Consider the following 22962-nt stretch of genomic DNA (forward strand, 5'->3'; position numbering starts at 1 on the left):
CTGTATTTATCGCCAATTATCTAAGCAGATAAAAATAAAGAGAAGGCAAATGAATCTTATCAGTTCTGCTTGCAAATAAATTCCCGTACACTGAACTATCCGATTAACAGAGGGCACCATCATGGCACTCCCCCGTATTACTCAAAAAGAGATGACTGAGCGTGAACAGCGCGAACTGAAGACGCTGCTGGATCGCGCGCGTATTGCACATGGTCGCGTGCTGACCAACGCCGAAACCAACAGCATTAAGAAAGAGTACATCGATAAATTAATGGTTGAGCGTGAGGCTGAAGCGAAAAAAGCCCGCCAGTTGAAGAAAAAGCAGGCTTATAAACCGGATCCTGAAGCATCATTCAGTTGGTCGGCAAATACGTCGACGCGCGGCAAACGCTGATTAACGACCTTTTTTCTTCCGCCCCGGCGAGGCGAAACGCTTGCCGTTTGATGCCGGGCGGCCACCTTTCTCCGCCGTTTTTTCTACCTTCACCACCGGGCGTTTGATGCCTGCCGTTTTCGGTTTGGCCTTCGCTTTGGGCTTCGCCTCGGAAGAGGAATTTTCAATGAGCTTAAAGAGATCGATAAGCTCGTCGTCGGTTAAATCGCGCCATTCTCCCAGCGGAATGCCGCTTAAGCTGACGTTCATAATGCGCGTACGTTCCAGCTTTTTCACTTCGTAGCCAAAGTGCTCGCACATGCGACGGATCTGACGGTTCAGCCCCTGCACCAGGGTAATGCGGAAGACAAACGGCGCTTCTTTTTTGACTTTGCACTTTTTAGTCACTGTCCCGAGGATTGGCACCCCCGCACTCATGCCGCGAATAAACTCCTCGGTAATCGGTTTATCGACCGTCACCAGATATTCTTTCTCATGATCGTTACCCGCGCGGAGGATCTTATTCACCAGATCGCCGTGGTTGGTGAGGAAAATCAGCCCCTGGGAGTCTTTATCCAGGCGACCAATCGGGAACACGCGTTTGCTGTGGTTAACGAAATCGACAATGTTATCGCGCTCGCCATCTTCGGTGGTGCTGACAATACCGACGGGCTTGTTCAGGGCGATAAGTACCAAATCTTCGGCTTCCCGTGGCTCAATCAACTGACCGTTTACTTTTACAACGTCGCCGGGTTTCACCTGATCGCCAATGGTGGCACGCTTGCCATTAAGGAACACATTGCCTTGCTCGATGTAGCGATCCGCTTCGCGGCGTGAGCAAATTCCGCTTTCGCTGATGTATTTATTTAAACGGACTGATGAGTCGGGCAGCATAAATTCTCCTGTAAAACGCGGAATATACCGTACCTCTTAGCGGGGAAAAACAGGGTTATGCGGCAACGTCGAAATTAAATGTGATCTGCCGCGCCTTTTATCACAAAAGTGTCACCAGAAGCCCGATGCAAATTTGCCTGGCGAAAACCAGGATAATCAACCTATTACGAATCTCTGCACACTTGTGCTGATGACTGCTACGCAGAGAAACAAATGTGCAAGATAAAGCGCCATTTCAGTCCAAACAAAGAGTGAAAAATCGCTTTTAAAGGTCACCATGATGGAGTTATATCAGATCAAGCGGTTAAAAAGCATATTTGCACAAATGTGCAAAATCAGGAGGCGGCGATGGAAAACAGTGACGATATCCGTTTGATTGTGAAGATTGCCCAACTCTATTACGAACAGGACATGACGCAGGCGCAAATCGCCCGCGAACTGGGTATTTATCGGACCACCATCAGCCGCTTACTTAAACGGGGCCGCGAACAGGGAATTGTCACCATCGCCATCAACTATGACTACAACGAAAATCTCTGGCTGGAGCAGCAACTGAAGCAAAAGTTTGGTCTGAAAGAAGCTGTGGTGGTATCAGGGCGCGATGAAGAGGAAGACGCTCAGTTGGCGGTAATGGGGTTACACGGCGCGCAATTGTTAGATCGTTTGCTGGAACCTGGTGATATTGTTGGTTTTTCCTGGGGCCGCGCGGTGAGCGCACTGGTTGAAAACTTGCCGCAGGCGGGGCAATCGCGGCAGTTAATTTGCGTACCGATTATTGGCGGCCCGTCCGGTAAACTCGAAAGCCGCTATCACGTAAACACATTAACCTACAGCGCGGCGGCAAAGCTGAAAGGGGAATCGCAGCTCGCGGATTTTCCAGCTCTGCTAGATAACCCCTTAATTCGTAATGGGATCATGCAGTCTCAGCACTTTAAAACCATCTCAGCCTACTGGGATAATCTGGATGTCGCCCTCGTGGGGATTGGCTCACCGGCTATTCGCGATGGCGCCAACTGGCATGCATTTTATGGCGGCGAAGAGAGTGACGACCTGAATGCCCGTCAGGTTGCCGGTGATATTTGCTCACGCTTTTTTGATATTCACGGCGCAATGGTCGAAACGAATATGAGCGAGAAAACACTCTCTATCGAAATGAATAAACTAAAGCAGGCACGTTATTCCATTGGCATTGCCATGAGTGAAGAAAAATACAGCGGAATTATTGGTGCACTGCGTGGAAAATATATTAATTGTCTGGTAACGAATAGCAGCACAGCTGAACTATTACTGAAATAAAAATCTTCCCGATGTTTACCGTAATAAAAAATTACGGCGGGCCTCTATTACCTAAAATCAGGAGTCTGTTATGCAAACGTGGTTAAATTTGCAGGATAAAATCATTATTGTCACCGGTGGCGCATCCGGTATTGGTCTGGCGATTGTGGATGAATTATTAGCACAAGGCGCGAATGTACAGATGGTCGATATTCACGGTGGCGATGGTCAATATGAAAGTCATAAAGGTTATCAGTTCTGGCCGACCGATATTTCCAGCGCCAAAGAGGTAAATCATACGGTAGCGGAAATTATTCAGCGTTTTGGTCGCATCGACGGTCTGGTCAATAACGCCGGGGTCAACTTCCCGCGTCTGCTGGTCGATGAGAAAGCGCCTGCCGGACAGTATGAACTCAACGAAGCCGCATTCGAAAAAATGGTCAATATCAACCAGAAAGGCGTTTTTCTGATGTCGCAGGCAGTGGCGAGACAGATGGTCAAACAACATGATGGGGTGATTGTGAATGTCTCCTCGGAAAGTGGGCTGGAAGGCTCAGAAGGCCAAAGCTGCTACGCCGCGACCAAAGCCGCGCTCAATAGCTTCACGCGCTCCTGGTCGAAAGAGCTGGGTAAACACGGTATCCGTGTGGTCGGTATCGCGCCGGGGATTCTGGAAAAAACCGGGCTGCGCACGCCGGAATATGAAGAGGCGCTGGCGTGGACGCGCAATATCACCGTCGAACAGCTGCGTGAAGGCTATACCAAAAACGCCATTCCTATTGGGCGCGCCGGAAGATTAGCGGAAGTGGCTGATTTTGTTTGTTATCTGCTGTCTGAACGCGCCAGCTATATCACCGGAGTAACCACTAACATTGCCGGCGGCAAAACGCGCGGCTAAGGAGGCTTTATGGTCAATGCCATTTTTTGCGCCCACGGCAAATTAGCTTGCGCCATGCTGGAATCGGTTCAGATGGTGTACGGCGACGCCAATGTTGAGGCAGTTGAATTTGTGCCCGGCGAGAACGCCGGAGACATCGTGGCAAAGCTGGAAAAGTTAGTGAGTATTCACAATCATGACGAGTGGTTAATCGCCGTGGACTTACAGTGCGGCAGCCCGTGGAACGCGGCGGCAACGCTTGCGATGCGTAATCCGCGCCTGCGGGTAATCAGCGGCCTTTCCCTGCCGCTGGCGCTCGAACTGGTCGATAACCAGGACAGCATGAACGTTGATGAACTGTGTGAACACCTGACGCAAATCGCAAAGCAAACCTGCGTTGTCTGGAAACAACTGGCAACGGCAGAGGAGGATTTCTGATGAACATTACGCTCGCCCGCATTGATGACCGCCTAATCCACGGCCAGGTCACTACCGTCTGGTCGAAAGTAGCTAACGCCCAGCGCATTATTATCTGCAATGACGAGGTGTATAACGATGAAGTTCGCCGGACATTATTGCGTCAGGCCGCCCCGCCGGGAATGAAAGTTAACGTGGTCAATATTGAAAAAGCCGTCGCGGTGTATCACAACCCACAATATCAGGACGAAACCGTATTTTATCTTTTTACCCGACCTCAGGATGCCTTAGCGATGGTTCGCCAGGGAGTAAAAATAGGCACCCTGAATATTGGCGGCATGGCCTGGCGACCCGGTAAAAAACAGTTAACCAAAGCAGTTTCATTAGATGACGATGATATTAACGCATTTCATGAGTTAAATAATCTTGGCGTCACGCTGGATTTACGCGTTGTAGCGTCAGATCCTTCAATCAATATTATCGACAAAATAAAAGAACAGTTAGTCGCAAATTAAATAATAGCGCCTATGTACATATGCTTTAACAGGCAGGGATGACGACACTTAAAAGGTGACAAATCATGGAAATAAGTACCCTACAAATCATTGCCATATTTCTTTTTTCCTGTATTGCCGGAATGGGCAGCGTGCTGGATGAATTTCAGACTCATCGCCCGTTAATTGCCTGTACGGTGATTGGTTTAATTCTCGGTGATTTAAAAACCGGAATTATGCTCGGTGGTACGCTGGAATTGATAGCTCTCGGCTGGATGAACGTCGGCGCGGCACAATCTCCGGATTCTGCACTCGCCAGCATAATCTCCGCCATTCTGGTTATCGTTGGTCAGCAAAGCATCGCCACCGGTATCGCCATCGCGTTGCCTGTGGCTGCGGCAGGCCAGGTGCTGACGGTGTTTGCCCGCACCATCACCGTAGTGTTCCAGCACGCGGCGGATAAAGCAGCGGAAGAGGCGCGGTTTCGCACTCTCGATATTCTGCATGTCTCCGCGCTTGGCGTGCAGGCACTGCGCGTTGCGATTCCAGCACTGATTGTCTCGCTGTTCGTCAGCGCCGATATGGTGAGCAATATGCTGAGCGCCATTCCCGAATTTGTGACCCATGGATTGCAGATTGCTGGCGGTTTTATCGTGGTGGTCGGTTACGCCATGGTGCTTCGCATGATGGGCGTGAAATATTTGATGCCTTTCTTTTTCCTCGGTTTCCTCGCAGGTGGCTACCTCGATCTCAGTCTGCTGGCGTTCGGTGGCGTCGGCGTGATCATGGCCCTGCTCTACATCCAGCTAAATCCACAGTGGCGTAAAGCTGAACCACATCCCCAGGCCACCACTATCACCGCCCTTGACCAACTTGATGATTAACGGAGCCATCATGGAACAGAGAAAAATTACACGCAGCGATCTGGTGAGCATGTTTCTGCGCTCCAACCTGCAACAGGCGTCCTTCAACTTTGAACGCATTCATGGGCTGGGCTTTTGCTACGACATGATCCCCGCCATCAAGCGACTCTACCCATTAAAAGAGGATCAGGTTGCGGCGCTCAGGCGACACCTGGTGTTCTTCAATACCACGCCAGCCGTATGTGGTCCGGTCATCGGCGTGACCGCCGCCATGGAAGAAGCGCGGGCCAACGGTGCAGAAATTGATGACGGCACCATTAACGGCATCAAAGTCGGTCTGATGGGACCATTGGCAGGAGTTGGCGATCCACTGGTCTGGGGAACCCTGCGCCCGATTACCGCCGCGCTCGGCGCATCTCTGGCTCTTTCTGGCAACATTCTCGGCCCACTGCTGTTCTTCTTTATTTTCAATGCAGTACGTCTGGCAATGAAATGGTATGGGCTGCAACTGGGCTTTCGTAAAGGCGTGAATATCGTCAGCGATATGGGCGGTAATTTGCTGCAAAAACTGACTGAGGGCGCATCGATTCTCGGACTGTTTGTGATGGGCGTGCTGGTCACCAAATGGACGTCGATCAACGTGCCGTTGGTAGTTTCGCAAACGCCTGCCGCCGATGGCTCCACCGTCACCATGACCGTGCAGAACATTCTCGACCAACTTTGCCCTGGTTTGCTGGCGCTCGGTCTGACGCTGCTGATGGTGCGTCTGCTCAACAAAAAAATTAACCCGGTATGGCTGATTTTCGCCCTGTTTGGTTTAGGGATTATCGGCAATGCGCTGGGCTTCCTGTCCTGATTCTTCGCCCCGGCGCAACCGTCGGGGCCATCGTTCAACACGAGGTGGTTTATGAAAACAACAGCTCTGCGTCTTTATGGTAAACGTGATTTACGCCTGGAAACCTTTGATCTTCCTGAAATGCAGGAGGATGAAATCCTCGCGACGGTGGTCACCGACAGCCTGTGCCTCTCTTCCTGGAAAGAGGCCAATCTGGGTGAAAACCATAAAAAAGTACCCGACGATGTGGCGACCAATCCCATCATCATCGGCCATGAATTTTGCGGCGATATTCTGGCCGTGGGTAAAAAGTGGCAGCACAAATTTCAGCCGGGCCAGCGCTATGTGATTCAGGCCAACCTGCAATTGCCGGAAAGCCCGGACTGCCCCGGTTACTCTTTCCCGTGGGTGGGTGGTGAAGCCACACATGTGGTTATCCCAAATGAGGTTATGGAACAGGATTGCCTGCTGGCATACGACGGCGAAACCTACTTTGAAGGCTCGCTGGTTGAACCGCTTTCCTGCGTGATTGGCGCGTTCAACGCCAACTATCATCTTCAGGAAGGTAGTTATAACCACACGATGGGGATTCGCCCGCAAGGGCGCACACTGATCCTCGGCGGCACCGGACCAATGGGACTGTTAGCGATTGATTATGCGCTGCATGGGCCAGTTAACCCGTCGCTACTCGTTATTACCGATACCGACAATAACAAATTGAGTTATGCGCGACAGCACTATCCATCAGAACCGCAAACACTGATTCATTATCTCAATGCCGCCGATGCAGCATTTGATACGTTAATGGCACTGAGTGGCGGTCACGGCTTCGATGATATTTTCGTCTTTGTGCCAAATGAAGGACTGGTGACTCTCGCCTCTTCCTTGCTGGCGACAGATGGTTGTCTGAATTTCTTCGCCGGACCGCAGGATAAACACTTCAGCGCGCCAATTAATTTCTACGATGTGCATTATGCCTTTACTCATTACGTTGGCACGTCGGGCGGCAATACCGATGACATGCGCGCGGCGGTCAAATTGATCGAAGAGAAAAAAGTGCAGGCCGCAAAAGTGGTAACACATATTCTTGGGCTGAATGCTGCGAGCGAAACCACGCTTGAATTACCTGCCGTCGGCGGCGGCAAAAAACTGGTGTATACCGGGAAAGACCTGCCGCTGACGTCACTCACGCAGATTCAGGATCAAGCACTGGCGGCAATTCTGACGCGTCATCAGGGAGTATGGTCCGGTGAGGCGGAGCAATATCTGCTCACTCATGCAGAGGCAATCAGCCATGATTAATCGCGATACTCAACTGTGCATGTCGCTGGCCGGTCGCCCCGGCAACTTCGGCACGCGTTTTCACAATTATCTGTATGAAAAGCTGGGGCTGAATTTCATCTACAAAGCGTTCGCCACCCAGGATATTGAGGCGGCGGTGAAAGGTGTTCGCGCATTAGGTATCCGCGGCTGTGCCGTGTCGATGCCGTTTAAAGAAAGCTGTATGCCCTTTCTCGATGCGATCGATCCGTCAGCGAAAATCATTGATTCAGTGAATACCATCGTGAATGACGGCGGCAGGCTGACCGGGTTTAACACCGACTACATTGCGGTGAAAAACCTGATTATTCACCACCAGCTCAATAGCGCCGCACGCGTGATGATTCGCGGCAGTGGCGGCATGTGCAAAGCGGTCATTGCCGCCTTTCGCGACGCGGGGTTTACCGATGTCATCATCGCCGCCCGCAACCACGAGAGCGGCCCGGCGCTGGCGAAGCAGTATGGCTTCCAGTGGCAACCGCAGCCAGAAGGAATCGACTGCGACATTCTGGTTAACGTTACCCCCGTTGGCATGGCTGGCGGTAAAGAGAGCCATGAGCTGGCCTTCAGCGAGGCAATGATCTCTACGGCAAGCGTCGTTTTTGACGTCGTGGCATTGCCACCGGAAACGCCGCTCATTCGTCTGGCGCAGCAGCTTGATAAGCAGACGATCAGCGGCGCAGAGGTGATTGCTTTACAGGCCGTCGAGCAGTTCGCGATGTATACCGGTGTGCGACCTGATGCGCGGCTGATTACTGAAGCGGCACAATTTGCACGAGAAGGATAAGAAACATCAGCGTATTAAGGGGCGCTCTGATTGGTGGCAAAGTGCACGTTGTTTATGCCGGATGCGGCGCAAACACCTTATTCGGCCTACAAAATCGCGAAAATTCAAGATATTGCGATTAGCTTGTAGGCCTGATAAGCGTAGCGCATCAGGCAATCTTACGTTTGTCATCAGCCTCAGCGCCTTGTTTGCTAACCGTCTTCAGAACGCCTGGTACAATGTGTGACATCGTGAGCCACGTCAGTAAGTGGTTAAATTTGCAGTGGTAGCATTCCTTCCGTGTTTTCTTACTAACCGGAGAAGTAATGGAACTGCTTTTATTGAGTAACTCGACGCTGCCGGGTAAAGCCTGGCTGGAACATGCGCTGCCGTTGATTGCTGAACAGTTGCAAGGTCGCCGTTCAGCGGTGTTTATTCCTTTCGCTGGCGTAACGCAAACCTGGGATGATTATACGGCCAAAACGGCTGCGGTCCTTGCCCCACTTGGCGTTTCTGTCACCGGTATTCATAGCGTGGCCGATCCTGTTGCCGCGATTGAAAATGCTGAGATCGTGATTGTCGGCGGCGGCAACACTTTCCAGTTGCTGAAACAGTGCCGCGAGCGCGGGCTGCTGGCACCAATTACTGACGTGGTTAAACGTGGCGCGCTGTATATTGGCTGGAGCGCAGGCGCTAACCTGGCTTGCCCAACCATTCGTACCACCAACGATATGCCGATTGTCGATCCGCAAGGTTTCGATGCGCTGAATCTGTTCCCGCTGCAAATCAACCCGCACTTCACCAACGCGCTGCCGGAAGGCCATAAAGGGGAAACGCGCGAGCAGCGTATTCGCGAACTGCTGGTCGTCGCGCCAGAACTGACCATTATTGGCCTGCCGGAAGGTAACTGGATCACGGTGAGTAAAGGTCACGCTACGCTGGGCGGCCCGAATACCACTTATGTATTTAAAGCTGGTGAGGAAGCGGTGCCGCTGGAAGCGGGTCACCGTTTTTAAGTGAATTGCCGGATGCATGATCCGGCATCTTGTACATAGTGCCTGATGCGACGCTTGACGCGTCTTATCAGGCATATTAATACTCGTCCCGTCCCTCATCTTCATCCGGCTGTTCCAGCACACTGTAAGCCACCGAACAAAACAGCGAGTTCAGACGCTGCATATCGCCCAGTAAGCCTAAATGCAGCGAACTGGTTTCAATGCTTTGCACGTTTTGCTGATGCAGGCGATCAACGTGAGCATGGGAATAACGGCGATTAAGAATGCGAAAGCGATGCTTACTACGGCGCAAACGACGAGCGCTGGTGACATCGCCAGAGAAGAACACTGACATTGCCAGCTTTAAATTACTGAGCAATTGCTCATAGAGCGCATCCAGTTCCTTCAACCCATCAAGCGAAAATGCCCGCCGTGCTGCCAGTGATTTGTCAGCAATTTCGCTGCCCATGCGCTCGACGATATCGGAAGCCTGCTCCAGGTTGAGAGCCATTTCGATAATCTCTGCCCAGCGGCGCGACTCTTCTTCCGCCAGCTCTTCTTTTGGCATCCTCGCCAAATAAAGTTTAATCGCGGTGTAGAGGACGTTGATATCATCCGCCAGCTTGCGCAACTCCTTCTCTTCACGCGGTTCACCGTGCATCACTTTATTCAGCCCTTCCATCATCTGTTCCATCGCGTCACCGATACGCAGTGTTTCACGGGCGGCATTCGCCAGAGCAAGAGTCGGAGTATCCAGCGCACTAACGTCCAGATGTTTTGGTTTCAGATGGGCATCCAACTCAGGTTCATCGCGAATAATCGTTTTGCAAAATCGCGCCATTGGATCGACAAACGGCAGCATGACCAGGCAACGAACGAGGTTGTAGAAGACGTGGAAATAGATAACCAGTTCCGCTTTTGGCAAAGGCAGTTTATCCATTGATTCAGCCAGAACATGGACAAATGGCAGGATAATCAAGCTCCCCACCAGCTTAAACAACAAGCTCCCCATCGCAACACGGCGAGCAGCGGCATTGGCGGCACTATTGTTGAGCATCGCCAGCAGGCCGGAACCGAGGTTGGCTCCGATTACCAGACAGAGCGCCACCGGGAAGGAGATAATGCCTGCGGCGGTCAAAGTAGCGGTCAGCAATACAGCTGCAAGGCTGGAGTAGCTGATAACGGCGAACATCGCGCCAATCAGCGCATCCAGCAGAATATCGCCAGTCAACGAAGCAAAGATCACCTGAACGCCGTTTGCCTGGGTGATCGGCGTTACGGCCTGCACAATCAACTCCAGCGCCAGCAAAATCAGCCCAAGACCAATACCGACGCGGCCCAGTTGCCCGGCGCGTGACTGTTTGCGTCCGAGGAAAAAAATAACGCCGATAAAAATGAGCAGCGGTGACAACCAGGATAAATCGAAGGTGAGGACCCGCGCCATTAGCGCCGTCCCGACATCAGCCCCCAGCACAATCACCAGCGCGGGCGCGAGAGCAACCAGATCCTGGGCGACAAACGAGGTCACCAGCATGGTGGTGGCATTACTACTCTGTACCAGTGCGGTAACGCCGATCCCCGCGCAAAAGGCGAGCGGCTTCTTTTCGACGCTCCGGCTAAGGACTGTACGCAGGCGTGCGCCGAAGACGCGCATTACGCCTGTTCGAACAATATGCGTCCCCCAGACCAACAGGGCGACGGCAGAAAGCAGGTGAAGCAGCGTTAACACGAGTTCAGGTTCTCCTTATCGTTATATGTTCCTGAAGCAATTGAATGACCAAAGGACCGGAAACACGCTGGCTGGCATCTTTACTGTGCCTTTTGACATTCGTTTTTCCGGCTAAGATTATTCCAGCCTGATTCCAGTATAAGTGTTTCATATTAATAAAGAGACAGGGCACCCATTGAGTGCCCTGTTTGTTGTAAGGAAAAGTGACATATTTGTGAATCAGTCCGCGTCATACCCCAGATTCGGCGCCAGCCAGCGCTCAACTTCGGTAACGCTCATACCTTTACGACGGGCATAGTCTTCGACCTGATCGCGTTGAATCTGCGCCACGGCATAGTACTTGCTGTCCGGATGGCTGAAGTACCAACCCGAAACCGATGCACCGGGCCACATCGCGAAAGATTCCGTGAGTTTCATGCCAGTGTGTTTTTCCACTTCCAGCAGCTCCCAGATGGTGGCTTTTTCCGTATGTTCCGGGCAGGCCGGATAGCCCGGTGCCGGACGGATGCCCTGGTAGTTTTCGCGGATCAGCTCTTCGTTGCTGAGGTTCTCGTTCGGCGCATAGCCCCAGTAAACTTTACGCACGCGCTCATGGAGATATTCCGCAAAGGCTTCCGCCAGACGGTCAGCAAGGGCTTTCACCATGATTTTGTTGTAATCATCGTGCTGCGCTTCGAACGCATCAGCCAGTGCGTCTTCTTCCAACCCACCAGTCACGGCAAATGCGCCGATGTAATCTGCTTTACCAGAAAGCTTCGGCGCCACGAAGTCAGCGAGACAGTAGTTGGCGAAGCCGGTTTTTTCGGTCTGTTGACGCAGATGGTGGCTGACGTTGATCACATGTGTACGCGTTTCGTCACGGTAGATTTCAATGTCATCGCCCACACGGTTTGCCGGGAACAGGCCCACCACGCCACGCGGATTCAGCGTTTTCTCGGCGCTTAATTTATCCAACATGTCGTTGGCGTCTTTAAACAGCCGCTTCGCCTCAACGCCTACCACTTCATCTTCCAGAATGCGCGGATACTTCCCGGCCAGCGACCAGGTCATAAAGAACGGCGTCCAGTCGATGTAATTACGCAGCGTTTCGATGCTGGCTTCAACTTCCTGCACACCGAGACGGTGCGCTACCGGCGGTGTGTAGCTTTCCCAGTCAAAAGCGAAATCGTTATCGCGCGCCGCTTCCAGCGTAACTGGCGGTGTGCGCGGTTTCTTGCGCCCGTGCTGAATACGCACGGTTTCGTACTCCTTGCGGGTACGAGCGACAAAGTCATCACGCTGAGTGTCGGAAAGCAGCGCCGCCACGACGCCAACGGTGCGCGAGGCGTTCTGAACATACACCGTCGGGCCGCTGTAGTTTTGCTCGATTTTCACCGCTGTGTGCGCTTTTGAGGTGGTCGCACCGCCAATCAGTAGCGGAATGGTGAAGCCCTGACGCTCCATCTCTTTCGCCACGTTGACCATTTCGTCCAGCGATGGAGTGATCAATCCCGAAAGGCCAATCAAATCGGCATTCACTTCTCTGGCGGTACGGAGGATTTTTTCCGCAGGCACCATCACGCCGAGATCGACGATTTCATAGTTGTTGCATTGCAGCACCACGCCAACGATATTTTTACCGATATCGTGCACATCGCCCTTCACGGTGGCGATCACCATCTTGCCGTTGGTTTTGCCCTGCTCTTTGCTGGCTTCGATAAACGGTTCGAGATACGCCACCGCCTGCTTCATGACGCGCGCCGATTTCACCACCTGCGGCAGGAACATTTTGCCCTCGCCAAACAGGTCGCCGACCACGTTCATGCCGTCCATCAGCGGGCCTTCAATCACCTGAATGGGGCGCTCGGCCTGCTGGCGGGCTTCTTCGGTGTCCTGTTCGATAAACTCGGTAATGCCTTTGACCAGCGAGTATTCCAGACGTTTATTCACGTCCCACGAGCGCCACTCCGCCTGCTGAGCGTTAGCGGTATCGTCGGTTTTGCTGCCGCGATATTTCTCGGCAAGTTCCAGTAAACGCTCGGTGCCATCGTCGCGACGGTTAAGGATCACATCTTCCACCGCGTCGCGCAGTTCGGCGGGCAGGTCGTCGTAAATCGCCAGTTGCCCGGCGTTGACGATCCCCATATCCATACCGTTACGAATGGCGTAGTAGAGGAACACCGCGTGAATAGCTTCGCGCACCGGATCGTTACCACGGAACGAGAACGAGACGTTAGAGACGCCGCCGGAGATCAGCGCATGGGGCAGCTCGCGTTTGATGTCTTCACACGCGCCGATAAAGTCCTGCGCGTAGTTGTTGTGTTCTTCAATGCCAGTTGCGACCGCGAAGATGTTCGGATCAAAGATGATGTCTTCCGCCGGGAAGCCGACTTCCTCGGTGAGTATTTTGTACGCCCGACGGCAAATTTCGATTTTCCGTGCACGGGTATCGGCCTGGCCCTGTTCGTCAAAGGCCATTACCACCACCGCTGCACCGTAACGACGCAACAGTTTCGCATGATGGATAAAGGCGTCGACGCCCTCTTTCATCGAGATAGAGTTAACAATGCCTTTGCCCTGAATACACTTCAGACCTTTTTCAATGACGTCCCATTTTGAGGAGTCGATCATAATCGGCACACGGGCGATATCCGGTTCACCGGCAATCAGGCTGAGGAAACGCACCATCGCCGCTTCGGCGTCGAGCATCCCTTCATCCATGTTGATATCGATAATCTGCGCGCCGTTTTCCACCTGCTGGCGCGCCACATCCAGCGCCTCGCTGTATTTCTCTTCTTTAATCAGGCGTTTGAATTTGGCAGAACCGGTGACGTTAGTCCGCTCACCGACGTTAACAAACAGGCTGTCATCGCCAATGTTCAGCGGCTCCAGACCGGACAAACGGCAGGCTACGGGGATCTCCGGCAGTTTGCGCGGCGCTAATCCTTCTACTGCGCGACTCATCGCCGCAATATGCCGTGGCGTGGTACCGCAGCAACCGCCGACGATATTGAGGAACCCCGCTTCCGCCCATTCACGTATCTGTTTTGCCATCGTGTCGGCATCGAGATCGTATTCACCAAAAGCGTTGGGCAGCCCGGCGTTCGGGTGGGCGGTGACGTAGCATTCTGCAATCCGAGACAGCTCCTGCACGTACTGGCGCAGTTCATCGGGTCCCAGCGCACAGTTCAGGCCAAAGGTCAGCGCTTCGGCGTGGCGCAATGAGTTGTAAAATGCTTCGGTGGTCTGCCCGGAGAGTGTGCGCCCGGAGGCGTCGGTGATGGTGCCGGAGATCATAATCGGCAGTTCAACGCCCAGCGCTTCGAACTCCGTTTTCACCGCAAAAATCGCCGCTTTGGCGTTGAGAGTGTCGAAGACGGTTTCAATCAGAATCAGATCCGCACCACCTTCGACTAATGCTTTGGTGGATTCGCGATAAGCCGCCACCAGCTGGTCAAAAGTGATGTTGCGGAATGCTGGATCGTTTACGTCCGGAGATATAGACGCCGTGCGGTTGGTTGGGCCGAGAACGCCTGCCACGTAGCGTGGTTTCTCCGGCGTGCGCGCGGTCCACTCATCAGCACAGGCACGCGCTAGTTTCGCCGCCGCAAAGTTAATTTCTGCCGACAGGGATTCCATCTGGTAATCCGCCATCGCAATAGTCGTGGAGTTGAAGGTGTTGGTTTCGATGATATCTGCGCCCGCTTCAAAGTAAGCGTTGTGGATGGCGGCGATCACTTCCGGTTTACTGAGCACCAGCAGGTCGTTGTTGCCTTTGAGATCGCACGGCCAGTCGGCAAAGCGTTCACCGCGAAAATCTGCCTCGTTCAGTCGATAACTCTGGATCATGGTGCCCATACCGCCGTCCAGCACCAGAATACGTTCATTTAACTGCGCACGCAGTTGTTCAACTTTGCTGCTCACACTCGCTCCCGACACGCTCAACCCAGACTGTAAAAAAATTCAACAGACCATACTGGCATAAACGCATCAGTGGTAAAAGCGACCACCACGCAACATGAGATTTGTTCAACATTAACTCATCGGATCAGTGTGGCAACTATTGCATTACACCGTAATAAAAATGAAAATGATTTCCACGATACAGAAAAAGGAGACTGTCATGGTCGCACCCATTCCCGCAAAACGCGGCAGAAAACCCGCCGTTGCCACCGCACCCGCGACTGGACAGGTTCAGTCTTTAACGCGTGGGCTGAAATTACTGGAGTGGATTGCCGAATCCAATGGCAGTGTGGCACTTACGGAACTGGCACAGCAAGCCGGATTGCCTAATTCCACGACTCACCGCCTGCTAACCACGATGCAACAGCAGGGTTTCGTCCGTCAGGTTGGCGAACTTGGACACTGGGCGATAGGCGCACATGCCTTTATGGTCGGCAGCAGCTTTCTCCAGAGCCGTAATTTGTTAGCCATTGTTCACCCTATCCTGCGCAATCTGATGGAAGAGTCTGGCGAAACGGTCAATATGGCGGTGCTGGATCAAAGCGATCACGAAGCGATTATTATCGACCAGGTGCAGTGTACGCATCTGATGCGTATGTCAGCCCCTATCGGCGGTAAGTTACCGATGCATGCCTCTGGTGCCGGTAAAGCTTTCTTAGCCCAACTGAGCGAAGAACAGGTGACGAAACTGCTGCATCGCAAAGGCTTACATGCCTATACCCACGCGACGCTGGTGTCTCCTGTGCATTTAAAAGAGGACCTCGCCCAGACGCGTAAACGTGGCTATTCATTTGACGATGAAGAACATGCGTTGGGGCTTCGTTGCCTCGCGGCGTGTATTTTCGATGAGCACCGCGAACCATTTGCCGCAATTTCGATTTCCGGGCCGATTTCACGTATTACCGACGACCGCGTAACCGAGTTTGGCGCGATGGTGATTAAAGCGGCGAAGGAAGTGACGCTGGCGTATGGCGGAATGCGATGACTTTTCGTCTCTGATTTATACGAATCGCACGCTAAACCGCTGCCTGCGCCGATACGCATAAACATCTTCCACGTGCCCTTCACGGATGCGTTTTTGTAGCGCGCGCCAGTAATCAGCGCGGAACAGGTCGGCGTGCATCTCCTCAAACAGTGGCCCAATGCGCGGGTCGGCACATAGCCAGTGGCGGAATTCTTCCGGGAAAACATCGCCCGGCGAAACGCTGTACCACGGCTCACTGGCAAGTTCGTCTTCCGGGTAGCGCGGCGGTGGGATGTCGCGGAAATTCACTTCCGTCATGTAGCAAATTTCATCGTAATCATAAAACACCACGCGCCCGTGACGGGTGACACCAAAGTTTTTAAATAGCATGTCGCCGGGGAAGATATTGGCGGCGGCAAGCTGGCGAATAGCGTTGCCGTACTCTTCAATAGCGTCGCGCAGCTGTTGGCCCTCAACCTGTTCCAGCCAGATATTGAGCGGCACCATCCGCCGTTCGATGTAGAGATGGCGAATCACAATCTGTTCGCCGAGATCGGTGATTTTTTCCGGCGCTTCCTGGAGCAGTAATTCCATTAATGCCGGGGAAATATGCCGCTTCTCCAGCACAAAGTTTTCAAACTCCTGGGTGTCCGCCATTCGACCTACACGATCGTGCTCTTTAACCAACTGATAGCAGGCGCGAACGTGAGCGGCAGACATCTCTTTCTGCGGCGCGAACTTGTCTTTAATCACTTTGAATACCCGATCAAAGCCCGGCAGCGTGAACACCAGCATCACCATTCCACGAATGCCCGGCGCTTCAATAAATTGCTCATTACAGCCTTGCAGATAAATCAGATATTCACGGTAACTTTCAGTTTTGGCGTGCTTCTGGCAGCCGATGGCCATATACAGTTCTGCGGTCGTTTTGCCCGGTAGAATTTCCCGTAACCACTCGACCAGTGCGGCAGGTAGCGGCGCGTAAACCATAAAATATGAACGCGCGAAGCCAAAGACGATGCTCACTTCGGCGGTCGTCGTCAGGCAGGTATCAATAAACAGCTCGCCGTCGTCCGCCTGGTGGATAGGCAGCAAAAAGGGCAACGTGCCGGAAGGCGTGATCAGTTTGCCCACCAGCCAGGCGGCTTTATTGCGGTAAAACAGTTCGTTCGCCACCTGTAAATGACTTTCCGCGAGGTTGTCTGTCCCCAGCGTTTCGGTCAGATGGCGAATGATGTAATGAATGTCACGGCTTTTATTCTGCCAGCGCAGACGCAGCGGCAGGTCGCTGAGGACACGCATTAACAGCGCTTCCCAGCCGTGATCGGGATAAAAGTCTTTTGCCAGCGGGCGCGGAATGGTACGAAAGCGACGCTCTGGCTGGGAGCTAAAGATAAAAAGCCGCTCGGGAGTCAGCGAGCGGTGGTCAAATAACCGACAGTACACAGAGTTAAAAAAGCTCTCCGCAATCTCGAAGCGCGGGTAATCCGGCAACAGCCGGGTGTAATGCTCTTTGACGCGCAGTAAAAATTCCGCGTCCGTGCTTTGGCCGTTAGTGATACAGCGCAGCTGTTCCACCACCAGACCAACATGATGATCATAAAGATGGATACGGTTTTTCATCGCCTGCTGGACAGCGTGCCAGTCGGCTTGCTCGAAACGCTGCTGCGCCCCGGAAGTCACTTCGAGGAATCGACCATACTGAGCGTCGAAACCTTGCAAAATGGTTTGTGCAATCAGTAATTCCAGGCCACGCGGCATTTGTTGTCCTCGTCGGGAGCAGAGAATTGCCGGATAAGACGCGCAAGCGTCGCATCAGATGCTCGTTGCCGGATGCGGCGTGAACGCCTTATCCGGCCTACGGTCAGCAACATTTGTAGGCATGATAAGACGCGCAAGCGTCGCATCAGGCGTTGATTGCTGGATGCGGCGTGAACGCCTTATCCGGCCTACGGTCAGCAACATTTGTAGGCATGATAAGACGCGTAAGCGTCGCATCAGGCGCTCATTGCCGGATGCGGCGTGAACGCCTTATCCGGCCTACAGTTAGCAACGTTTATCGGTTGTTAGAACTGCGATTCTTCGGTGGAGCCGGTCAGCGCGGTAACTGAAGACGTACCGCCCTGAATAATGGTCGTCACTTTATCGAAATAACCTGTACCCACTTCCTGCTGGTGAGAAACGAAGGTGTAGCCATCTTTCGCGGCAGCGAATTCCGGCTGCTGCACTTTTTCAACATAGTGCTTCATACCCTCGCCCTGGGCATAGGCGTTTGCCAGGTCGAACATGTTGAACCACATGCTGTGGATGCCTGCCAGGGTGATGAACTGGAACTTGTAACCCATATCCGACAGCTGCTGCTGGAAGCTGGCAATAGTTTTGTCGTCGAGGTTTTTCTGCCAGTTGAACGACGGCGAGCAGTTATAAGCCAGCAGTTTGCCCGGATATTTCGCGTGGATGGCTTCCGCAAAGCGACGCGCCAGTTCCAGATCCGGCGTGGAGGTTTCACACCATACCAGGTCAGCATACGGCGCATACGCCAGGCCGCGGCTGATCGCTTGTTCAATACCTGCATGAGTACGGAAGAAACCTTCGTTGGTGCGCTCGCCGGTAATAAATTCGCTATCATACGGGTCGCAATCGGAGGTGATCAGATCCGCCGCATCAGCATCGGTACGTGCAACCAGCAGGGTTGGAACGCCCGTCACGTCAGCTGCCAGACGCGCCGCGACCAGTTTCTGAATAGCTTCCTGAGTTGGCACCAAAACTTTGCCGCCCATGTGACCGCATTTCTTCACTGACGCCAGCTGATCTTCGAAGTGAACTGCCGCTGCACCGGCTTCAATCATCGCTTTCATCAGTTCAAAGGCATTCAGGACACCGCCAAAACCGGCTTCCGCATCAGCAACGATCGGCAGGAAGTAATCGACATAGCGCGGATCGCCCGGCTCAATGCCCGCGGACCACTGGATCTGATCCGCACGGCGGAAAGTATTGTTGATCCGCTCCACTACGGCAGGAACCGAGTTCGCCGGATAGAGCGACTGATCCGGATACATGCTGGCCGCCAGGTTAGCATCTGCCGCAACCTGCCAGCCAGACAGGTAGACCGCTTCAATGCCCGCTTTCGCCTGTTGCAGCGCCTGACCGCCAGTCAGTGCACCGAGGCTGTTGATGTAGCCTTTTTTCGACTCGCCATGCAGCAGACGCCACATTTTCGCCGCGCCCAGTTGCGCCAGCGTGCATTCAGGATTGACTGAACCGCGTAATTTCACCACATCTTCCGCGCTGTATGGGCGAGTAATGCCTTCCCAACGCGGTTGAGTCCACTCTTTCTGTAATTCTTCAATTTGTTGTGTACGGGTTTTCATGTGCAGATGCTCCATAGTTATGTGGTGGTTTACGCTAACAGGCGGTAGCCTGGCAGGGTCAGGAAATCAATTAACTCATCAGAAGTGGTGATCTGTTCCATCAGGCGTGCGGCATCGTCGAAACGCCCCTGGGAGAAACGCTCTTCGCCCAGTTCGCTGGCAATGACTTTCATCTCTTCGCCCAGCATCTGGCGGAACAAGGCTTTGGTCACCGGTTTGCCATTGCTCAACGTTTTTTGATGATGGATCCACTGCCAGATCGAGGTACGGGAAATTTCAGCCGTCGCCGCATCTTCCATCAGGCCATAAATCGGCACGCAGCCGTTGCCGGAGATCCATGCTTCGATGTACTGCACAGCCACGCGAATGTTGGCGCGCATACCTTCTTCGGTGCGTTCACCATCACAAGGTGCCAGCAGCTGATCGGCAGTAATCGGCGCGTCTTGTTCGCGCATTACGTCAAGCTGGTTTTTGCAGGAGCCGAAAATGTCGTTGAATACCGCCATTGCCGTGTCAGCAAGGCCAGGATGTGCGATCCACGTGCCATCGTGACCGTTATTGGCTTCCAGCGCTTTATCCGCTTTTACTTTGTTGAGCACCTGATTATTGCGCTCTTCATCTTTGCTCGGAATAAACGCCGCCATGCCGCCCATCGCAAAAGCACCGCGTTTATGGCAGGTTTTAATCAACAGGCGTGAGTAAGCATTCAGGAAGGGTTTATCCATCGTGACTGCCTGTCTGTCTGGCAGGACGCGATCGGGATAGTTTTTCAACGTTTTGATATAGCTGAAGATGTAATCCCAGCGACCGCAGTTCAGACCAACAATATGGTCACGCAGCGCGTGAAGGATTTCGTCCATCTGGAACACGGCAGGCAGCGTTTCAATCAGCAACGTCGCCTTGATAGTTCCGCGCGGCAGGTTAAAGCGATCTTCTGCATAGCAGAAAACCTCGCTCCACCAGGCCGCTTCCTGCCAGGACTGGGTTTTCGGCAGATAGAAATAGGGGCCGCTGCCTTTTGCCAACAGTGCCTGGTAGTTGTGAAAGAAATAGAGCGCAAAATCAAACAGGCTGCCAGGAATCGCTTCGCCGCGCCAGGTGACATGTTTTTCCGGCAAGTGCAGACCGCGTACCCGGCAAATCAACACCGCGGGATTTGGCTTGAGCTGATAGATTTTGCCTGCTTCGTTGGTGTAACTGATGGTGCCGTTAACCGCATCGCGCAGGTTAATTTGCCCATCGATCACTTTGTTCCAGTCTGGTGCCAGTGAATCTTCGAAATCGGCCATAAAGACTTTCACATTGGCGTTGAGTGCGTTGATCACCATCTTGCGCTCAACCGGGCCAGTTATCTCGACTCGACGATCTTGTAAGTCCGCAGGAATCCCGCGAATTTTCCAGTCTGCATCACGAATGGAAGCTATTTCCGAAATAAAATCAGGCAACGTTCCGTTATCGATATCTTGCTGCTGCTGAATACGCGCTGCCAGAAGTTTATTGCGTTGTGGCGTAAAATGCGTCACCAGCTCAGTCAGAAATTCTACCGCCTCGGCAGTGAGAACTTGCTTCTCCTGCTCGCCATACGGCCTTGTGAAAGCCAGTTCATCGGTTGTTGTTGCCTGTTCAGTCATCGTGCAGCTCCTCGTCATGGATCCGAAAACTTCCCCACTGTGAACGAAGGATCGTTGTGTGCTTTTCGTTCAGCACAACTAAGACTACTCATTTAAAATGCAAAATCAAAAACAATTTCCATTTTAAATAAAAATATATGATAACTTATTGATAACAATATGAATAAAATTTATTCACTTGCTGAGGTGTGTTTCGGAAATAAAAAAGGCACCCGAAGGTGCCTGAGGTAAAGTGCTGAATCGCTTAACGATCGACCGCCACAGAAGATTAATCCAGTGTAGGATTCATACGGCGTAGATCGTATGGCGTGATCTGGTAGACGTAATAGTTGAGCCAGTTGGTAAACAGCAAATTGCCATGACTGCGCCAGCTCGCTCGCGGTTTGTTTTGCGGATCGTTGTGCGGGAAATAATTATACGGTACATCCGGGTTTAGTCCGGCTTCCACATCGCGGAAATATTCCTGCGCCAGCGTTTGCGCATCATATTCGGGATGGCCCGTCACAAAGGCAATGCGCTTATCTTTACTGGCAAACAGATATGCATCCCCTTCTTCTGTCTCCGCCAGAATTTCCAGATCGGTATAATCACGAATCAACGCTGCCGGAAAGTCAGCATAGCGCGAATGTGGTGCCAGAAATGAATCATCAAAGCCACGCGTCAGAAGCGCATGAGGATGGAGAATATGATGCTCGTAAACGCCAGAGAGTTTGTCGGTGCGGGTTTGCTTAGGAATGCCGTAGAGGATATTGAGCGCGGCCTGTACAGCCCAGCAGACAAACAGCGTCGAGGTGACGTGATCTTTCGACCACTCCAGCACCTGTTTGATCTGTGGCCAGTAAGCGACGTCATTAAACTCCACCAAACCCAGCGGCGCACCCGTGACAATCAGACCGTCAAAGTTCTGTTCCTGAATATCTTCAAAGTTACAGTAGAAGTTGTTCAGATGCTCTGCGGGCGTGTTGCGCGATTCACGGGAATCGATGCGCAACAGCTGAATATCGACCTGCAAAGGTGAGTTTGAAAGCAGGCGTAAGAACTGATTTTCAGTTTCGATCTTCTTCGGCATCAGGTTAAGGATAAGCACCTTTAGCGGACGAATTTCCTGACCAGACGCGCGAGAAGTTGTCATCACAAAAACGTTTTCTTCACGCAAGAAATTGACGGCGGGTAGCTCGTCCGGCACACGAATCGGCATAACCTGATTACCTCACTACATACGCTTATACGTTTAGACATCCAGGTAGCTGAAGATAACCAGAAAATTTACCAATGTCGAGCTTGCATGTTGAAGGTGAGAAAGTTTCAAGGAAAAGGCTACGTTAGAATATAAGAATGACTAAAAGGAGAGAAAATGGTTATTAGTATTCGCCGCTCACGGCATGAGGAAGGGGAGGAACTCGTTGCGATTTGGTGTCGTTCTGTCGATGCCACCCACGATTTTTTATCAGCAGAGTATAGGGCCGAATTGGAAGAGCTGGTGCGTTCCTTTCTGCCGGAAGCACCGTTGTGGGTCGCGGTTAATGAGCGGGATCAGCCGGTTGGGTTTATGTTATTAAGTGGGCAGCATATGGATGCGCTGTTTATCGATCCTGATGTGCGCGGCTGCGGCGTGGGTCGGATGCTGGTGGAGCATGCGCTCTCGATGGCACCGGAACTGACAACCAACGTTAATGAGCAAAATGAGCAGGCGGTTGGGTTCTATAAGAAGATGGGCTTTAAGGTTACAGGGCGCTCTGAGGTGGACGATTTGGGGAAACCGTATCCGTTGCTGAATCTGGCGTATGTGGGGGAATAATGCGCTGTTGCCCCCTACCGTAACCCTGCGTAGGACGAATAAGACGCACCAGCGCCGCATCCGGCTTTTTTTTCTGCATCAACGCAAAAAGGCCATCCTGACGGATGGCCTTTCGCTTTATTTGATGCCTGGCAGTTCCCTACTCTCGCATGGGGAGACCCCACACTACCATCGGCGCTACGGCGTTTCACTTCTGAGTTCGGCATGGGGTCAGGTGGGACCACCGCGCTAGTGCCGCCAGGCAAATTCCTGTGCTCTGTCCTGTGTCTTTTGGGCTGATACTGCGTCGGCTGCATTCACGAAAGTCAGTCACATACTTCAGTATGCTCCCTCCTTCGCTTCATTTGCCGCCTTGTCTCAGCGCAAAATCCTTCGGACTCTGAATCTAAGCTGAAAATCTCTCAATCCGCCAAAACAT

19 protein-coding genes and 1 rRNA gene are annotated in these 22962 nt (G+C 52.6%); 12 read left to right on the forward strand and 8 right to left on the reverse strand.

Annotated elements, in window-relative coordinates; translation table 11 throughout:
* The first annotated feature begins 121 nt into the window (after positions 1-121).
* Complete coding sequence (locus FEK46_RS19955) at positions 122-394, forward strand: DUF3811 domain-containing protein (RefSeq protein WP_001207629.1); 273 nt, start codon at positions 122-124, stop codon at positions 392-394.
* Here the strand turns inward: FEK46_RS19955 and rluF are convergent, their stop codons facing one another.
* Complete coding sequence (gene rluF / locus FEK46_RS19960) at positions 395-1267, reverse strand: 23S rRNA pseudouridine(2604) synthase RluF (RefSeq protein ID WP_130218604.1); 873 nt, start codon at positions 1265-1267, stop codon at positions 395-397.
* Positions 1268-1615: 348 nt separating this feature from the next.
* Between rluF and FEK46_RS19965 the strand changes: the two genes are divergently transcribed.
* The 9 genes from FEK46_RS19965 (at position 1616) to pepE (ending at position 9130) form a co-directional block, all read left to right on the forward strand.
* Positions 1616-2563 (forward strand): sugar-binding transcriptional regulator, encoded by a 948-nt coding sequence (locus tag FEK46_RS19965; RefSeq protein ID WP_135490099.1) that lies wholly within the window; start codon positions 1616-1618, stop codon positions 2561-2563.
* A gap of 70 nt (positions 2564-2633) precedes the next feature.
* On the forward strand, positions 2634-3440 hold the full coding sequence (locus FEK46_RS19970; RefSeq protein ID WP_001195410.1) for an SDR family oxidoreductase: 807 nt from the start codon (positions 2634-2636) through the stop codon (positions 3438-3440).
* A gap of 9 nt (positions 3441-3449) precedes the next feature.
* The gene (locus FEK46_RS19975; protein ID WP_131162353.1) at positions 3450-3857 is read left to right on the forward strand and encodes a mannose/fructose/sorbose PTS transporter subunit IIA; all 408 of its coding nucleotides are present in this window, start codon (positions 3450-3452) and stop codon (positions 3855-3857) included.
* The gene (locus FEK46_RS19980; protein ID WP_130205757.1) at positions 3857-4351 is read left to right on the forward strand and encodes a PTS system mannose/fructose/N-acetylgalactosamine-transporter subunit IIB; all 495 of its coding nucleotides are present in this window, start codon (positions 3857-3859) and stop codon (positions 4349-4351) included. Before FEK46_RS19975 ends, FEK46_RS19980 begins: the two co-directional genes overlap by 1 nt.
* 65 nt (positions 4352-4416) lie before the next feature.
* The gene (locus tag FEK46_RS19985; protein ID WP_135560242.1) at positions 4417-5214 is read left to right on the forward strand and encodes a PTS mannose/fructose/sorbose transporter subunit IIC; all 798 of its coding nucleotides are present in this window, start codon (positions 4417-4419) and stop codon (positions 5212-5214) included.
* A 10-nt stretch (positions 5215-5224) separates the two neighbouring features.
* On the forward strand, positions 5225-6049 hold the full coding sequence (locus FEK46_RS19990; RefSeq protein ID WP_130205755.1) for a PTS system mannose/fructose/sorbose family transporter subunit IID: 825 nt from the start codon (positions 5225-5227) through the stop codon (positions 6047-6049).
* 51 nt (positions 6050-6100) lie between these two features.
* The gene (gene sorE, locus FEK46_RS19995; RefSeq protein WP_135560243.1) at positions 6101-7330 is read left to right on the forward strand and encodes an L-sorbose 1-phosphate reductase; all 1230 of its coding nucleotides are present in this window, start codon (positions 6101-6103) and stop codon (positions 7328-7330) included.
* Positions 7323-8135 (forward strand): shikimate 5-dehydrogenase, encoded by an 813-nt coding sequence (locus FEK46_RS20000; protein WP_135560244.1) that lies wholly within the window; start codon positions 7323-7325, stop codon positions 8133-8135. Before sorE ends, FEK46_RS20000 begins: the two co-directional genes overlap by 8 nt.
* Positions 8136-8440: 305 nt before the next feature.
* Positions 8441-9130: a dipeptidase PepE gene (gene pepE, locus FEK46_RS20005; RefSeq protein ID WP_133142544.1), complete on the forward strand. Its 690-nt coding sequence runs from the start codon at positions 8441-8443 to the stop codon at positions 9128-9130.
* 76 nt (positions 9131-9206) lie between these two features.
* On the opposite strand, the gene FEK46_RS20010 is transcribed toward pepE, so the two are convergent.
* The gene (locus tag FEK46_RS20010) at positions 9207-10838 is read right to left on the reverse strand and encodes a Na/Pi cotransporter family protein (protein ID WP_130205749.1); all 1632 of its coding nucleotides are present in this window, start codon (positions 10836-10838) and stop codon (positions 9207-9209) included.
* Between the two features lie 219 nt (positions 10839-11057).
* Complete coding sequence (metH, locus tag FEK46_RS20015; protein ID WP_135560245.1) at positions 11058-14741, reverse strand: methionine synthase; 3684 nt, start codon at positions 14739-14741, stop codon at positions 11058-11060.
* Positions 14742-14940: 199 nt separating this feature from the next.
* Between metH and iclR the strand changes: the two genes are divergently transcribed.
* Entirely contained in the window at positions 14941-15765 is an 825-nt protein-coding gene (iclR, locus tag FEK46_RS20020; RefSeq protein ID WP_000226403.1) for a glyoxylate bypass operon transcriptional repressor IclR, read from the forward strand.
* Positions 15766-15780: 15 nt separating this feature from the next.
* On the opposite strand, the gene aceK is transcribed toward iclR, so the two are convergent.
* From aceK to metA, 4 genes are all read right to left on the reverse strand, one after another.
* Positions 15781-17505: a bifunctional isocitrate dehydrogenase kinase/phosphatase gene (gene aceK / locus FEK46_RS20025; RefSeq protein ID WP_135560246.1), complete on the reverse strand. Its 1725-nt coding sequence runs from the start codon at positions 17503-17505 to the stop codon at positions 15781-15783.
* A 305-nt stretch (positions 17506-17810) separates the two neighbouring features.
* Complete coding sequence (gene aceA / locus FEK46_RS20030) at positions 17811-19115, reverse strand: isocitrate lyase (protein WP_000857847.1); 1305 nt, start codon at positions 19113-19115, stop codon at positions 17811-17813.
* A gap of 29 nt (positions 19116-19144) precedes the next feature.
* Positions 19145-20746 (reverse strand): malate synthase A, encoded by a 1602-nt coding sequence (gene aceB / locus FEK46_RS20035; protein ID WP_135560247.1) that lies wholly within the window; start codon positions 20744-20746, stop codon positions 19145-19147.
* A gap of 268 nt (positions 20747-21014) precedes the next feature.
* Complete coding sequence (gene metA / locus FEK46_RS20040; protein WP_130205743.1) at positions 21015-21944, reverse strand: homoserine O-succinyltransferase; 930 nt, start codon at positions 21942-21944, stop codon at positions 21015-21017.
* Positions 21945-22100: 156 nt separating this feature from the next.
* On the opposite strand from metA, the gene FEK46_RS20045 reads away from it, so the two are divergent.
* Positions 22101-22544 carry an acetyltransferase gene (locus FEK46_RS20045; protein WP_130205741.1) on the forward strand — a complete coding sequence of 148 codons (444 nt, stop codon included), beginning with the start codon at positions 22101-22103 and terminating at the stop codon, positions 22542-22544.
* Positions 22545-22670: 126 nt separating this feature from the next.
* On the opposite strand, the gene rrf is transcribed toward FEK46_RS20045, so the two are convergent.
* Positions 22671-22786 (reverse strand): 5S ribosomal RNA (gene rrf, locus FEK46_RS20050).
* Positions 22787-22962: the final 176 nt, after the last annotated feature.

It is taken from the genome of Escherichia sp. E4736, from assembly GCF_005781225.1.
Lineage (GTDB): Bacteria > Pseudomonadota > Gammaproteobacteria > Enterobacterales > Enterobacteriaceae > Escherichia.